Below are 16,286 nucleotides of genomic sequence, written 5' to 3' on the forward strand. Positions count from 1 at the left end.
CTTCGTTCCTCTGCCGCTGTCGGGCTGTCCGCTTTATCTTTTTCGCTCGTGCCTCGCAAAAAAGGATGCCGCTTCCATCCCTCACGCGAACCGTAAATCTGAAACAATGACCAGCATTTCTTTTCCTGATGCCTTTTAATTCTTATTCACCCGTATGACTTTATCAATGCCGTCAATTTTCTTAATGTTTTCAATGAGTTTCTTCAAAATGACATTATTCTGAACGACAACAGTGACCTGGCCATTAAAAATCCCGGCATCACCGCTCAGCGAAATGCTCTGGATGTTTACGTGCATGTTGTTTGAAATCACTTTCGTCAATTGATTTGTCAAGCCTAAAGTATCCATTCCTGTAATGTTCAAAACCGCTTTGAATTCCTGTTGCGAAGAATCGATCCATTTCGCCTGGATAATTCGGTAAGCATAATTTGATTGCAGGCTAATTGCATTCGGGCAGTCTTTTTTGTGGACTTTTATACCTTCATTAATCGTCACAAAACCAAATACTTCGTCGCCCGGGATCGGATTGCAGCACGTCGATAATTTGTAGTCTAGCTTGTCCTGTTCCGGCCCAAAAACCAGCATGTCATAATTGCTGCTGATGACTTGCTTGTGAATGTCTTCATCGGCTGTACTCGGCGAACGCTTGATTTTATTCTTAAAGAAATTCATCAGCGTATTGCTTTTCTGCGCGGCGTAATCCTTTAATTGCTGGTTTTCAATCGCGCCAATTCCAACGCGGTAAAACAAATCAAGACTGGTTTTTAATTTAAAGAAATTGACAAGCTCGTTGATCGTTTGCTCATTCACCGTTACTTTCAGGTGTTTGAGTTTTCTCGTAAGCAGTTCTTTTCCTTCTTCGCCAATTTTTTTCGTATTTTCATTCAGGACATTTTTGATCTTATTCTTTGCCCTTGAAGTTGTTACGTAATCAAGCCAGTTTAATGTTGGTTTTTGGTTTGTCGAGGTAATGATTTCAATCTGGTCGCCACTTTTGAGTTCGGTATTTAACGGAACCAATCGGCCGTTAACTCTGGTCCCGCGGGTTTTGACACCAATTTCCGAGTGGATACTGAATGCGAAATCGAGTGAAGTTGCGCCTTTCGGCAGCGATTTGATTTCACCTTTCGGCGTAAAAACGAAAATTTCCTTTGAGTATAGATTCATTTTGAAATCTTCGACAAAATCTACCGCATTCGTTTCCGGGTTTTCCAGAGCTTCTTTTAGCAAATTCAGCCACACGTCAAGTCCGCTTTCTTCAGTTGCGCCCTGTTTGTATTTGTAATGTGCCGCGTAGCCTTTTTCAGCGATTTCATCCATGCGTTCACTGCGCACCTGGATTTCGACCCAGCGGCCTTTCGGTCCCATAACGGTAATGTGCAACGCTTCGTAACCACTCGATTTTGGTGATGAAATCCAGTCGCGCAAGCGGCTCGGGCTTGGCCGGTAATGGTCGGTTACAATCGAATAAATTTTCCAGGCGAGGAATTTTTCATCATGCGGATTCGATTTGTAAACGATCCGAAGTGCAAATTTGTCATACACTTCATCAAATGAAACGCCCTGCGCGAGCATTTTCCTCCTAATCGAGTAAATGGATTTTGGGCGGCCTTTGATCGTATATTCTACGCCTTCAAGGTCAAGCGACGTTTTTAAAACATCAGAAATATCTTTAATATAAGCGTCCTGTTCTTCCTTAGTTTCCTTGATTTTGCTGACAATTTCATTGTAAACGGCAGGTTCGGTATATTTTAAGCCCAAATCCTCAAGCTTGGTTTTGATGTTGTAAAGCCCCAAACGGTGGGCGAGTGGCGCATAAATGTATAAAGTTTCGGAGGCGATTTTAATCTGCTTGTGTTCGACCATCGAATCCATCGTCTGCATATTGTGCAAACGGTCTGCAAGTTTGATTAAGATCACGCGAACATCGTCATTGAGTGTCAGCAGCATTTTCCGGAAGTTTTCGGCCTGCATCGAAACGTTCAGGTCTTTTTGAACCTGCGCGATCTTGGTTAAACCTTCCACAAGCTGCGCTACTTTCGGGTTGAACATTTTTTCGATGTCTTCGACTGTGACATCCGTATCTTCAACGACATCGTGCATCAATGCCGCGGCAATTGAAGTTGCTCCAAGTCCGATTTCCGAGGCCACGATTTTCGCTACAGCGATCGGATGAAAGATATACGCTTCGCCAGATTTCCTGCGCTGGTCCTGGTGCGCGTCAACAGCGACGTCAAAAGCCTTGCGGATCAGTTTCTTGTCGTCCGGACTCAGTGTCTGGTAACTGATGCGCAGCAGTTCTTTGTATTCCTGAGCAATTGCTTTGTTTTCTTTTTCGATATCAATCTCAACCATAATGTCCGGAGTTAATTTCTAAAAATAAACAATACATTCGAGATGTGCAAGGCCAATTTTTAACGGTTTTTGTTAATAATGGCAGCTTATTTCGGGCTTTTCATCCGATAAAAATCAAGATCCTGAAAATCATAACTAAAATCCGTCAATGGGGAAACCGGCTTCATTTTGATATTGTTGTTTTCTGATGAAAAGCTTAGAAATGCATCGGCAAGAAAACTGCGGTTGTCCCATTTTACTACGAAAGTCTGGTCTTTATAAAAGAAAATCTCGCCTTTTAATTGTTTGGAACGTTCGGATTGAAAATAAAATTTTCCATTTTTTTCGGTCAGTTCAATATTTCCAAACCAATTGTCTTTAAAAGTTCCTGTATATTTTTTAAGATCGGTTTTAATTTTATCCTTTTGGTTTTTAACAATCTGCGCCCAGACTTCAGTCGTAATCTTATCGGCATCGTCTTCTTTTTGCTGGGAATCTTTGCTGAGGTTTGCCACGTGGTCAAATGCAGGAAGCTTCAGGTAACTGTCTTTGATCGTATTCGAAATCGCTGTAAATGCCGCGCCCGATTGCTGGTTGGTCAATACAATGATCCCAAGATTTAAATCAGGAATCATTAGAACCTGTGTCACAATGCCATCTAGCCCGCCAGTGTGCGAAACCTGCAAATGCCCGTTGATGTCGGTTAACTGCCAGCCCAATCCATAACTCCTGAAATTGCTCGTGTAAGGCGTTGCTTTTCGGTTAGGAAGGATGGTTTGCGACGTCCACATTTCGTTGTGAACTGTTTTGCTAAACAATTGGTTTTGGTTGTTGGCACCGTATTTCCCATCGTTAAGCTGCATAATAACCCATTTGCTTAAATCATTTACACTGGAATAAATTCCGGCTGCGGGATCAAAAACCTGTCCTTGATAGCGTTTGATCACTTTTAGTTTTCCATCGGTTGGCACATGCGGCGCAATCACATTTGAAGTGTCTTTCAAACGTGAAAAAGCCGCGGCGGTGTGGGTCATTTCTAGTGGTTTTAAGATGCGCGATTCAATAAAGTCACACCAGGATTTTCCGCTGACGCGCGTAACAATTTCACCGGCCACGATATAAAGCAGGTTGTCGTAATCGTATTTCGTTCGAAAAGCAGAAACCGGTTTTAAAAACTGCAGGTTGCGGATAATATCTTCAGTCGTAAAATTATTCCCATCGGGCCAGATCATCAAATCGCCTGCGCCCAATCCGAGGCCGCTTCGGTGTGTCAACAAGTCTCGGATCGTGAATTCATGGGTTACATAATCGTTGTACATTTTGAATTCGGGAATGAATTTGACGACTTTGTCATCCCAGTTTAATTTGCCTTCATCGACCAAAATTCCTAATGCTGCCGATGTAAAAGCCTTGCTGTTTGAAGCAATTCCGAACAACGTATTTTCGTTTACTTTTTCTTTTGTAATGACCGACCGGATTCCATAGCCTTTCGAATGCACGACTTTTCCGTCTTTTACAACTGCGACCGCAATTCCCGGGACATCAAAAGCGGTCAGGGTTTTTTGAACGAGTTCGTCGATCTGTTTTTCAGAAATCTGGGCAAATGCGCTGCTGGTCAATACCAGTAAAAATAAAGAGAATGCTTGCTTCATATTAGTTTTGTTAGGGTTTTAACTGAAGCAGGTTGTAAGACTGGCAGATTGGGGAATCTGTATTTACATCGAAAATCCGCGCTGTCGTTTGGCTTCGAAAATTAAAATGGCAGCGGCAACTGAAACATTCATCGAATCGATTTGTCCGTGCATCGGAATGATGATATTTTGTGTGGCTTCGTCACGCCAGGGTTTGCTCAATCCGGTCGCTTCGGTTCCTACGACCAAAGCTGTTGGCAAAGTGTAATCCTGCGTATGGTAAGAAGTCGAATTTTGCAAAGTAGCACTGTAAAAGCGGATGTTTTTTTCTTTCAGAAAAGCAATGGTTTCAGCTGTGCTTCCGGTGGCAATCTGATTGGTGAATAAACAGCCTACGCTGGAGCGCACGACATTTGGGTTGTAAAGATCCGATTTTGGATCGGCGATAATTACGGCGTCAATTCCGGCAGCATCGGCGGTGCGCAAAATGGCCCCGATGTTTCCCGGTTTTTCTGGTGATTCGGCAATTAAAATCAATGGATTTTCGGGTAATTTTAAATCGGATAAAGAAAGGCTTTTGACTTTTGCTATGGCGATAATGCCTTCGGTGGTGTCGCGATAAGCGAGTTTCTGGTAGACTTCTTTGTTGATTTCTATTGGCTGAATGCCATCTGCAAGAAATTGCCCGATTTGTTTTTCTGAAATAAACTCCCGAAGAAAAAGTACTGTTTCAAGTTCGTAATTTCCGCGTAAAGCCAGTTCAATTTCGCGCTTTCCTTCTATAAGAAACGTACCGGATTGTTTCCGGGCTTTTGATTTTTCCTGCAGCAGGAGCAGGGATTTTATAAACGGATTCTGGACGGAAGTAATTTGTTTCAAAAGATCAGTCAAATAGATTAGCCCAACAAAGTTAAACGATTTGTGCAAAAAAAAAACTGCCCGTTGTAAATAACGGGCAGTTTGATGTTTTTTATCTTACGGAATCAATTCCTTTTGAGGATTTTTACTGTGTTTACTGTTTTTTCGGTTTGCACTTTAAACAAGTACTGGCCTGTTGTCAAATCAGAAATATTGACCGTTTGCTGGGTTGAATTTGCATTGAAATTCTTCACCATTTGCCCAAGCATATTGTAAACGGCAATTGATTTTATAACTTCGGAAGCCGAAAAATGCACTTCAGAATTGGCAGGATTCGGATAATATGTAAAAATATTTCTGTTGAAATCTGAGGCTGAAAGTACGGCACATGAAACAGTAGCATTCCATCCTGCCGCCGTATTCAATCCATCAGAATAAAATATAAAAGTCAAAGTTCCCGATGGATCTGTTGAAGTGACCGTTCCAGGATTGTTATTTCCTGTAAATCCGTATTGATCCGGCCCAATAAAAGGATATGTGGCATCCGGTCCGTTGTAAATATACAGTCGGTCTGACTGGTCTTCAAGTGCAAACGAAGTAAAGGTTACGCTCACTTTTTCACCTGGATTGATTGGCGTCATGACCGTTGTTTTGTATTCTCCGTTTGAATAATTGCCGTTTGCGCCGCCTGAATCAAAGAAAACGCCGTCAACACAGTGGTTGATGAGTGTTTCAGTTTCTTTTTTGACTGCATCAGACCATATATTGTTAGCACAGGCCGATTTAACATAAACGTCGTAATTGGTATAAGAATTCAGCGTGCCGAATGTAAATGTGGTGCCTGTTACAGGAATAAAATCCGCACTTGTAGGCAAAACGCCACGACGAACGATAGCTACTTCAAATGATGCAGCGCCATTTGGGTTCGTCCAGGTTGCCGTTAAAGAAGAATAGGTCTGATCTGAAATCGCAACAGCAATGTTGCTGCTGCAAGGCGTTGTGAATTCGAATGAATCGGAGAACAGCGAAGAACCGCAAACATTATTTGCTTTCACGCGCCAGAAATAATTGCTTCCAAAATCCAAAGCCGACAATTCTTTTTGGTTTTCTGTTGTTGTAAAAGATTGTACGCCTGTTGTAAAAGTATTGTCTTTGCTGATTTCAACGATATAATCCCGGACATTGTTGCCAATGTTTTGCCAGATTAGGGTCGGATTTACTGCTACCAGATTGGCATTGTTGGCAGGCTCATTTAAAGTTGGTGCATTTGCAAGCGCATTCTGAACGATCAGATTCAGGCTGAGGTCGGTGCTGGCGTTGGGCGATTGTGCATGCAAAACCAAAGGATATGTTCCGGCAGTTGTCGCGGCCAGATTTGTAATGGTTAAAACGCCGCTTCCTGAAGTGCTCATGTTTTCGGGTGATATGGAGGCATTTGCCCCGGCAGGCAAACCTGTTACCGTTAGTGCTGCCGTTTCGGAAAATCCGGCAGCCGTTGTTAAATCGAAAGCATACGAAGTTTCAGGAGTTCCCTGGCATACACGATTGGTTACAGGATCTGCAGAAGAAAGCATTAATGCATTTGAAGCAATTCCGGTAATGATCAGGGAATAATTCTGGGAACCGTTTGTCAGGGTTCCTTTATGGGTGATCGTGATGGTATATTCTCCCGAAGGATTTGGAATTTCAATTTTTTCGACATTGTCAACGACATTGTCCCCTTTAGTTGCCGCGTCGTCAGGAATTGCGGGGTTTAACCTCCACGGATAATTTGTTTCACCTGCTTTGGTAATCCTGATGTCGAGATCGTTGACAAGATTTGGTGTGGCGAGATCAACCGCTCCGGTTACAATTTGCCCGGCGGGATCTGTCCAGCAAATGGTCGCAACAATAGGTTGTGTTGCGCTAAGCGGTTTGATATTGAATGAAAAATTCTTTCCCTGTAGCAAAGTATTTTCATGGATGTAGGATTGAACACCTTCATTATTGATGGCAATGGCCGCTTTTTCGGCATTCAGCAAACCCCATCCAAAACTATAATCCGGGCCTGGTGTTGTTCCTGCCTCATCAGCAGTATGAATGGCGAGCCCTCTGAGTGTGGCCGATCGCATGAAACTTCCTTTTACATTTTTATAATGCTGCTGCAAAAGCAATAAAGTTCCGGCAACATTAGGTGAAGCCATTGAAGTTCCGCTCATTCTGCCGTAACTGTTATCTGTATTTGCAGTCGATGAGAGTAAATTAACGCCTTTTCCACAGATATCGGGTTTAATGCGGCCATCATCTGTTGGACCCCAGCTGCTGAATCCAGACATCACGACACTCGCAGGTCCGGTATAGTTTGTAACTTGCTGAACCGCTGCCACCACAATTGAATTCTTGGAAGTGCTTTTGCTTGCCAGCAGATCATACCCATCTTTACCAGTGTTGTAACCGCCGTTTCTGGAATTTCCTGCCGAGTTTACAAACAGATAATACGGTGCATTGAACATTACGTTGTCAAAAGCGCGAGCATCGCCGTCATATCTTCCCCATTGCGAAAGCTGTACAAAATCAGGATCGCTTCCATACGAATGGTTGGATAAAAGCAAGCCCTGAGCCGCTGCGCGCGACACTTCGCTCACATCATTGTTCCAGTCGTAGCCAAGCAAAGTAGCTTGTGAAGCCATTCCCTTCGCCCCAAGGCTGGCAGTTCCACCGATCATCGTTCCTGCAACGTGCGTGGCATGCGCGGCAAAATCGGCAGCAGAATCGGAAATCGTAACCCTGCCTGATAAAAGCGCATGCGTTTCGCGAACACGCCCGCCATCCCAAATTCCAATTTGCATATTTTGACCATCAAGGCTAAGTCCTAGGCTTCCGCCGGAATTTAATTTGTTTGCACGTGTTGTGACTGCTGCCCCGGCATTGTCGGTAGTATAATAAACAGGAAAACCATTCTCGATGCGAATGAGTTCGGTCATTTTTCCGGTCTTAGAAAGCGTACTTGTTTTCCAGCCTTTTTGTTTGGCTACAAGGAATGCCTCGGCTTTTTGTGTTTTAAAAAGGGCTTCATAATAGACTGCCATTTTGCTGAGTTCTTCAACATTGGTAGCAGCTATGATTTTTTTTCTGTCGGCTTCGGTTTGTGCATAGCCTGAGATGCTGAGAAAAAGCAGTAAAAAAAGTGTAATTTTATTTTTCATTTGGGGGCATTTTTTTTAAATCCCGGCTAATGTAATCCAAAAAAAGCATAATTTTTCAAAAATACAATGCTTTGATGTTCATCAGAATGTTAAATTAATTTGGAGAAAAATCAGAAAAAACCATGTTGTATTCAGAAAAGCGATCGATATCCGGCAGAATCCATGTAATTTTGCAAATAAAAAGATGCAGGTATTTTATCTTTTGGACATTATCGGAACGATGGCTTTTGCCATGTCGGGCGCATTAACGGCAATGGACAAAAAGCTCGATCCCTTTGGCGTATTCATTATTGCATTTGTGACCGCTGTGGGTGGAGGCACGCTCAGGGATACGCTCATTGGCAGAACGCCAGTAGGATGGATGCTCGACCTGAATTATGTGTATTGCATCTGCACGGGTTTTTTATTGGCCGTCGTTTTCAGGAAACGCCTTGACGCACTTAGGAAATCGCTGTTTCTTTTTGACACCATCGGTTTGGGTGTTTTTACTTTAATCGGGCTTGAGAAAGGCATTAACACCGGACTTCATCCAATAATCTGCATTGCCATCGGAACCATGACGGCCTGTTTTGGCGGCGTCATCCGAGATATATTGTGCAACGAAATCCCTGTGATTTTCAGAAGGCAGATTTATGCGACAATTTGTATTTTTGGAGGGATCGTATTTTTTACGCTCAGGCAACTCCGTCTTGAAGATGATATTTTGTATCTCGTCACTTCGGTAGTCATTATAGCAATCAGGTTGCTGGCCGTGAAATACCGCTGGTCATTGGCACCACTTGAAAAATAATTATTTATCGAAATACAGGTAGCCGTTTAAAGGCTGCGGATAATCCGGATCGTTGAGTTCCAGTATGTAAAAATACGTGCCGTCGGGAACTCTGCCACCTGAAACGACCAGGCCTTTTACAGCATCTCCATCCCAATCCGGCGAATTGTTATTGCCGGTCCAAAGCAATTTTCCCCAGCGGTTGTACACTGAAAGCTTGAAATTGACAAAAATATCCCGAAGCCCTTTAATGTAGAAATAGTCATTAAGGCCGTCGTTGTTGGCAGAAATGTAATTGTAAACGGTTGGTGGACAATTTTTTACAACCAATGCAAATGAGGTAACCGTATGGCAAACTCCTTTGTCAATCCGCACAAAAATTTCCTGTGAGCTTGCGGCATTGTAGTGACTGGTATTGGCAATTGCATTTGTCTGGTTTTCTGCATCTTCGCGCGTTGGATAGAAAGAAATCCTGTCGGCCGGATCAATCCTGATCAAATCTGCATACCCTGAAAAGTCGAATGTTCCTTTTGTAAAACCTTCATTGCAGGCATTCGGGCCTTGTACGATATTAAATTCAGGCAATGGCAAAAGGGTAGCGGGAAGTTCAAAACCATTATTGGTTTCATTAATTTCAGTAACAGTCCCATTTCCGGAACCATTGTCATCTGCAACTGCTTTAAGCATAAAATCATCAGGGAGATCATCAGGAAGCGTTAATATGATTTGTCCGTTTTCGTGGCCACCAATCGGGATCGGAATTAATGTAAAAGTGGTTTGGATAAAACGCCCGTCGGCAAAAAATGAAACCGGAACATGTGCAGGAAGTTCTTTGGTCGAATTTAAATTGGATACCGTATAATCAACCACGATCTGCCTGCTGCCGCAACTGGAGACTACATTACTGATAACAATTGTCGCATCGGGCAAGTTGTTGTTCAGCTTGGTCACAATCGTACTGATCATCACATAATCGGCGCTTGACGACAGTTTTATCGTGGCACTCTGATCTCCGGGATGCACATAATCAGCAATATCATATACATCAAGATCCATATTGTACAAACTATCCGATTGCGTAAAAGTATTGGTTCCGTTAAACGCATTCGTTTCGGGATTTAAGGGCAAATTGCTAAGAATGTGGTCGTTTACGCTTAGCGTTTCCCCATCACTCAGGCCCTGATCGCCTTCCCAGGCCACAAAACCAATTTGTGCTCCGGTCGTATTAATAACATTTAGGTCGGATAAAGAAATAATGATGTTTTCAGGAATGCTTTGCAATCCGTCATAAATATTGAGTTGGTTTACAGGAAGCAGGTCATTTTTATAAACAATCACAATCGCCCAGCCTGCAAAATTCGTCCGGTTGCTGCAATACAATGTGATGTTGGCGTTTACATCGAGGTCGGATAAAGTGTAAGTGCCGTTTCCTGTAGCCGAGACAATCGAAGTCACATCTGTAAAAGCACAAAAAAAAGGACGTGGACGGTTGTCGGTACTAATCTGGGTTTTGCTGAAAGTCCGCTGTGGCGTAATATCTAATCCATTGAGCCTGACATTAAAATCGCCCGTGCCGGAACCTGCCCAGTATAAAAATGCACTTTGGACTTCGTTACCTGGCGGAAGATTTAAATCAGCACTTGAAATCGTTGGGACTGTACAAAAATTAACCTGGTTGTTTTCTGCCGGATTCATGGTGTTCCCGACGAAAATAAAATCGTAACGGCCATTGAATTGTTCATACAAAGAAACATCCTGGGCCGAAATTTTCAGGGAAAACAAACCGAACAAAATAAATAAACAATATTGTAGTTTTAATCTCACGGCTTTTAGCATTAAACCTGCTAAAGTTAGGCAATATATTTTAAATCGCTAATTTTGGAGATTACCGATTTGTTAGCAATAAAATGTTTAATTTTCGCAATATTTAAAAGCAGGAGTGAAAAATTACACCGTCAGAACATACGAACCCTCAGATCATACGCAATGGAATGCTTTTGTAAGCAAAGCTAAAAATGCTACTTTCTTGTTTTACAGGGATTTTATGGAATACCATTCAGATCGTTTTTCCGATTTTTCGATGCTTGTTTTTGAAGGGGAAAAACTCATTTCGATCCTTCCGGCAAATAGGTCGGAAGATGCTGTTTTTTCACATCAGGGACTCACTTATGGCGGTTTTGTATTTGACGAAAATATCAAACTGGGTAAGGTGCTGGAAGTTTGCCGTGCGGTTCTTTTCTTTTTGGATCAGAATAAAATTAGCTTGTTGCAGATTAAAATGATTCCCGAAATGTACAACAGTATGCTTTCAGAAGACATCAAATATGCATTTTTTCTAACGGATTCCAAGCTGATTCGACGCGATTGCCTAGCGGTGATCGATCTTTCAAAGCCGTTTTCTGCAACCAAATCACGAAGGCAAAGCATCCGCCATGGAGCTGCAAACGGACTGGAAATTCGCGAGGAAGCCGAATTTGATTTTTTCTGGAATGACGTCCTGATTCCGAACCTGCATAAAAAGCACCAATCAAAACCGGTTCATACTTTGGAAGAAATCAAGAAACTACAACAACTTTTTCCTCAAAACATCAGACATTTTAATGTCTATCATAAAGGAAATATCGTAGCCGGAACGACGTTGTTTATTACCGAAAATGTCGTGCATCCACAATATATTTCTGCTGATGCGCAGAAGAACGAGCTTGAAAGCCTCGATTATTTATATGATTATCTGATAAGTGAAATTTCCAAAGGGAAAAATTATTTTGACTTCGGGCCTTCGCACGAGCAAAACGGAAAAAAAATCAACAACGGCATTTTATTCTGGAAAGAAAGTTTTGGAGCGAAAATCACCGTTCAGGATTTTTATGAAATCAACACCAGCCGGTTTTCAACGCTTGACAACATTCTAATATGATCCCATTTCTCGACCTCCATAAAGTTAACCTGCCTTACAACGAGGCGTTTCTGCACAAAACCAAAAGCTTTTTAGACAAAGGCTGGTACATTCTTGGCGATGAGGTCAAAATATTTGAAAGGGATTTTGCGGAGTATTGCGGAACAAACTACTGTATCGGAACAGCCAACGGACTCGATGCATTGGTGCTCATTTTCAAAGCGTATATTACATTAGGGAAACTCAAAAAAGGCGATGAGGTCATCGTGCCGGCAAACACTTACATTGCGAGCATACTTGCGGTGCTTCAGGCCGATTTGGTTCCGGTTCCGGTCGAGCCGAAAATAGGGACACTTAACATCGACCCAGATCTGATTTCCGAAAAGATCACCAGTAAAACCGCGGCAATCCTTGCCGTACATTTATACGGGCAACTTGCCGATATGGATGCGATCAACAACATTGCAAAACAAAACGGATTGCTCGTCATTGAAGATGCAGCCCAGGCTCACGGCGCAGAAAATACCGAAGGTTTCAAAGCCGGAAATTTATCGGATGCGGCCGGATTTAGCTTTTACCCGAGTAAAAACCTTGGCGCTTTGGGCGATGCCGGAGCCGTTACGACAAACGATCCCGAGCTGGCGAAAATGGTTGCTTCACTTCGGAATTATGGTTCAGAAAAAAGATATTACAACGACTACATTGGTTGCAATAGTCGATTGGACGAGCTTCAGGCTGCTTTTTTAAACATCAAATTACCAAATCTTGATGCTGAAAATCTCCAGCGAAAGATCATAGCAAACCAGTATTTATCGGCCATTCAAAATTCGAAAATCACACTGCCGGAATACAACGGCGGCAGCCACCATGTTTTTCATTTGTTTGTCATCATGACCGAAGACCGGGAGCAACTGAAGCAATTTCTTTATGAAAATGGCATCGAAACACAAATTCATTATCCGGTGGCGCCGCACCATCAGAAAGCCATGGATGGTTGGAAAAGTTTTTCATTTCCGATTACGGAAAAAATACACCGTGAAGTACTGAGTATTCCGATAAGCCCGGTGATGAATGACGAAGAAACTGCATTTGTAATTCAGACTTTAAACCGCTATTAAATGGGATTGGGAACTAAAATAAAGCAATTTCTTTTTGTAACGCTGCGAATCAGGAAATACCAATGGCTTTCCGACTGCAAAAAAGTGTCGGGAAAACCAAACTATCACCACCCTTGTTTGCTGGCAGGTAAAGGCCGCATTGTTTTTGGCCAGCAAGTACAAATGGGAGTCATTTATTCACCAAATTACTATTCAAATTATTCTTTTATCGAAGCACGTGAAGAAAACAGCGAAATAAAAATCGGAGATCATGTTGCCATAAACAACAATTTTTCGGCAGTCGCATTTTCAAAAATAACCATTTCCGATTTCACAGTCATAGGCATCAATTGCTCGATTATGGATTCAGACGGGCATCATCTCGACCCTGCAAAAAGAAGTGCGGAAGGCTCTGAAAGCGTTGCAGTTTATATAGGCAAAAATGTTTTCTTAGGAGATAATGTAACCATTTTAAAAGGTGTTACCATCGGCGACAATTCAGTCATTGGAATTGGATCTGTGGTCACTAAATCAATTCCCGAAAATGTTGTAGCTGCCGGAAATCCCGCACGCGTAATCCGAAATTTATAATGCTCAAAACCTTAAAACAAAACGTACTGCTCAAAGTATTGTCTATGAACGCGGTTTCGGTGGCAGTAAGTTTTGCGACGGGCATTTTTTCAACCAAACTTATTTCTGTTTTCCTGGGCGCACCGGGTATGGCCATGCTTGGGAGTTTTAAGAATTTTTCTTCGATGCTGCGTTCGGTCGCGACAGTAGGCATCAGCAATTCTGTAGTAAAATTGTATGTTGAAAATCGCGATGACAAGAAGGAACTGTCGGTAATTTATTCTACTTTTTTTTGGTTTTTTCTTGTGATATCAGTGTTGCTGGGAAGTATTACAGTATTGTTTTCGAAAACCATTTCGTCCTTTTTGTTTTTTACTGACGCTTACTATTACCCGATTTGCTTTTTTGCGCTTTTTCTGCCGCTGATGGTGCTCAATACGTTTTGGACAGCAGTGTATAACGGACTTGAGATGTTTAAAAAGATCATCATCATACAGCTTGTTTCAAATATTGCAGTTTTTGCCATTACCGCTCTATTGATTATCAAGGAAAATATTTCCGGTGCCTTGCTGTCGTTTGCTTTTGGAGAGCTGGGGATGGTCGTGGTTACCTTTATTTTTATCCGTGCTGATGGCGCTTATTTTGCATTCGATCTGCATAAAATCATACAAAGGAAATATGTCTCGGTGATTTTAAGGTTTTCATCGATGGCATTGCTCAGCGCAGTCATCGGGCCGATGACGCTGATTCTGATCCGCAAGGAAATCGTCACGGCTTTTTCAATGCAGGAAGCCGGGGTTTGGGACGCGGTGACCCGGCTTTCGGGTTTTTATATGCTGCTGTTTAATTCGGGCTTGTCGCTGTATTATATGCCAAAGCTTGCGTCACTGAATACAGATGCCGAATTCAGAACGGAGCTCAAGTCCTATTTCAAGCTTTTTGTGCCCTTGTTCCTACTGATGTTATGCTGCATTTATATTGGCCGCGACATCATTGTAAAAATTGCCTTTACCGATGCGTTTTTAAAGATCAAAGACTTGTTGTTCTGGCAATTGGGAGGCGATTTTTTCAGGATTATGACCTTGGCTTTCGGTTATCAGATCGTCATAAAAACCATGGTTCGCAAATATTTTTTCATTGAGATATTGTTTAATGTTTCGTATTTTTTACTGGCGTTGCTGATGATCAGAACCATGGCTTCCGAAGGTGCGCTGCAGGCCTATTTTTTTGCCAATATGTTTTTATTTGTGGTCATGGCGTTTATGTTCCGGCATACGATTTTAAGACGTACGATTTGAGAAAACCAACGCGATAAGTCTTAATTTTGGCCTGCTGTTATGTGTTTTCAATTATTTAAGTAACTTTGGGAAAACTCTTTGAAAATGATTTCATTATATTTTGATCCCGGTACTGGTGCACTGATCGTTCAGTTTTTAGCTGCCGCAGTTGCAGGATTTGTTCTTTTTTATAAAACGGCAATCGCAAAAATCAAGTCGGTTTTTGGTATAAAAAACAAAAATGAAGAGGATTATCTTGACGATATTGATACCAAAGATAGCGACGATAAATGAATCCGGTAAGAAATACTTCGTCGTTTCGTGATCCTTCGGGTTATGTTTTTTCAGATGGAACGGCAATCAAAAGAGTTGTTTTTCCGTCGTATTTTAAACAATACAATGCGTTGTCCGACAGTGGATTTTACACGAAATTATTTGACAACCAATTTTTAGTCAGGCATTTGGAATTGTCACAATCGACAGATCAAATTGTCCTTGAAGCCGAAAAAATCCCATTCATCACCTATCCTTACGAATGGAGTTTCCTGCAATACAAACATGCGGCGTTGCTGACTTTAAAAATCCAAAAATATTGCCTCGAGCACGATTTTACGCTTAAAGATGCTTCAGCGTTCAACATTACTTTTCACGAAGGCAAGGCAGTTTTCATCGACACGCTGTCGTTTGATTTTTACCAGCAAAACGAACCGTGGAAAGCTTACAAACAATTCATCATGCATTTTCTCGCGCCTTTGGTGCTTTCGCATTATCATGGTTTGGATTTTTTAAAAACACTGGCGGCAGACATTGATGGAATTTCCTTAAAAAAACTTTCAAAATTACTGCCTGCAAAGAGTTGGCTTAGCCCAACATTGTTCACAAATATCCATTTGCTGGCAAAATATGAAGGCAAATATTCGGAATCCAAATCGGAAGCAAAAACGAATACGCTTACTAAATCGGCACAAATCAAACTGCTCGAATCTTTATACGATTACATCCGCGAACTAAAAGCATTTGAAAATACCGAATGGGATGATTATTACAACCAGACCAATTATAACGACGCGGCCTACCTGTTCAAAAAAGCGTTTACAAAAAACTGGTTTGACGGCATTAACGGTTCCTCGCTGATTGACATTGGCGGAAATGACGGTACTTTTACACGGGAAATCAGCGGTAAAGCCACTCTGGCAATTGTTGCCGATATTGATCCGAATGCTGTAGAGCAGAATTATAAAAAAGTCCTGAAACAGGGCGAAAAGAATATTTATCCGCTGGTGGCCGATGTTTTGAATCCCGCAGCAAATTACGGTTTCAACAATGAAGAGCGTTTTTCGTTTATCGACAGGGTAGAAGCGTTGCAGCTCTCAGGCTGCCTGGCATTAGCAGTCATTCATCACATTACGCTTTCTGGAAATATTCCTTTTGCTTTTTCGGCGAAGTTTTTTTCGAAAATGTCTGACAACCTGCTGATTGAATTTCCAACAAGAGAGGATTCATGGGTGCAGTTTTTATTGCAAAGCAAGCGCGATTTTAAAGACCATTTCGATTTTTACAACGAAGAAAATTTCGAAAAAGAATACGCTTCTTATTTTGAAATTATCAGTAAGGAAACCATACCCGGCGCACACCGAATTTTATACCGCATGAAAATCCGAAAATAATT

Annotated in this window: 12 protein-coding genes; 7 read left to right on the plus strand and 5 right to left on the minus strand. The window is 42.0% G+C overall.

What is annotated here, in order from left to right:
* Positions 1 to 135: 135 nt before the first annotated feature.
* The 4 genes from BLS32_RS07405 to BLS32_RS07420 form a co-directional block, all read right to left on the minus strand.
* Positions 136 to 2,355 carry a RelA/SpoT family protein gene (locus BLS32_RS07405; protein WP_091393503.1) on the minus strand — a complete coding sequence of 740 codons (2,220 nt, stop codon included), beginning with the start codon at positions 2,353 to 2,355 and terminating at the stop codon, positions 136 to 138.
* A gap of 86 nt (positions 2,356 to 2,441) precedes the next feature.
* Complete coding sequence (locus BLS32_RS07410) at positions 2,442 to 3,986, minus strand: serine hydrolase (RefSeq protein WP_091393506.1); 1,545 nt, start codon at positions 3,984 to 3,986, stop codon at positions 2,442 to 2,444.
* 63 nt (positions 3,987 to 4,049) lie between these two features.
* On the minus strand, positions 4,050 to 4,844 hold the full coding sequence (locus tag BLS32_RS07415; RefSeq protein ID WP_091394682.1) for a TrmH family RNA methyltransferase: 795 nt from the start codon (positions 4,842 to 4,844) through the stop codon (positions 4,050 to 4,052).
* A gap of 104 nt (positions 4,845 to 4,948) precedes the next feature.
* Entirely contained in the window at positions 4,949 to 8,008 is a 3,060-nt protein-coding gene (locus tag BLS32_RS07420) for a S8 family serine peptidase (protein WP_091393508.1), read from the minus strand.
* Positions 8,009 to 8,192: 184 nt separating this feature from the next.
* Between BLS32_RS07420 and BLS32_RS07425 the strand changes: the two genes are divergently transcribed.
* Complete coding sequence (locus BLS32_RS07425; RefSeq protein WP_091393511.1) at positions 8,193 to 8,798, plus strand: trimeric intracellular cation channel family protein; 606 nt, start codon at positions 8,193 to 8,195, stop codon at positions 8,796 to 8,798.
* Here BLS32_RS07425 and BLS32_RS07430 read toward each other — a convergent pair whose 3' ends face one another.
* Positions 8,799 to 10,601, minus strand: a complete 1,803-nt coding sequence (locus tag BLS32_RS07430; protein WP_245699358.1) for a T9SS type B sorting domain-containing protein — start codon at positions 10,599 to 10,601, stop codon at positions 8,799 to 8,801.
* 115 nt (positions 10,602 to 10,716) lie between these two features.
* On the opposite strand from BLS32_RS07430, the gene BLS32_RS07435 reads away from it, so the two are divergent.
* From BLS32_RS07435 to BLS32_RS07460, 6 genes are all read left to right on the plus strand, one after another.
* Complete coding sequence (locus BLS32_RS07435; protein ID WP_091393516.1) at positions 10,717 to 11,694, plus strand: GNAT family N-acetyltransferase; 978 nt, start codon at positions 10,717 to 10,719, stop codon at positions 11,692 to 11,694.
* On the plus strand, positions 11,691 to 12,791 hold the full coding sequence (locus BLS32_RS07440) for a DegT/DnrJ/EryC1/StrS family aminotransferase (RefSeq protein WP_091393520.1): 1,101 nt from the start codon (positions 11,691 to 11,693) through the stop codon (positions 12,789 to 12,791). The genes BLS32_RS07435 and BLS32_RS07440 overlap by 4 nt, the downstream gene beginning before the upstream one ends.
* Positions 12,792 to 13,361, plus strand: a complete 570-nt coding sequence (locus BLS32_RS07445) for a DapH/DapD/GlmU-related protein (RefSeq protein ID WP_091393522.1) — start codon at positions 12,792 to 12,794, stop codon at positions 13,359 to 13,361.
* Positions 13,361 to 14,638, plus strand: coding sequence for an O-antigen translocase (locus BLS32_RS07450; protein ID WP_091393527.1), 1,278 nt, complete (start codon positions 13,361 to 13,363; stop codon positions 14,636 to 14,638). The genes BLS32_RS07445 and BLS32_RS07450 overlap by 1 nt, the downstream gene beginning before the upstream one ends.
* Positions 14,639 to 14,722: 84 nt before the next feature.
* On the plus strand, positions 14,723 to 14,911 hold the full coding sequence (locus BLS32_RS07455; protein ID WP_091393530.1) for a hypothetical protein: 189 nt from the start codon (positions 14,723 to 14,725) through the stop codon (positions 14,909 to 14,911).
* Positions 14,908 to 16,284 carry a class I SAM-dependent methyltransferase gene (locus BLS32_RS07460; RefSeq protein WP_091393534.1) on the plus strand — a complete coding sequence of 459 codons (1,377 nt, stop codon included), beginning with the start codon at positions 14,908 to 14,910 and terminating at the stop codon, positions 16,282 to 16,284. Before BLS32_RS07455 ends, BLS32_RS07460 begins: the two co-directional genes overlap by 4 nt.
* Positions 16,285 to 16,286 lie beyond the last annotated feature (2 nt).

It is taken from the genome of Flavobacterium noncentrifugens (assembly GCF_900100375.1).
Taxonomy (GTDB): Bacteria; Bacteroidota; Bacteroidia; order Flavobacteriales; family Flavobacteriaceae; genus Flavobacterium; species Flavobacterium noncentrifugens.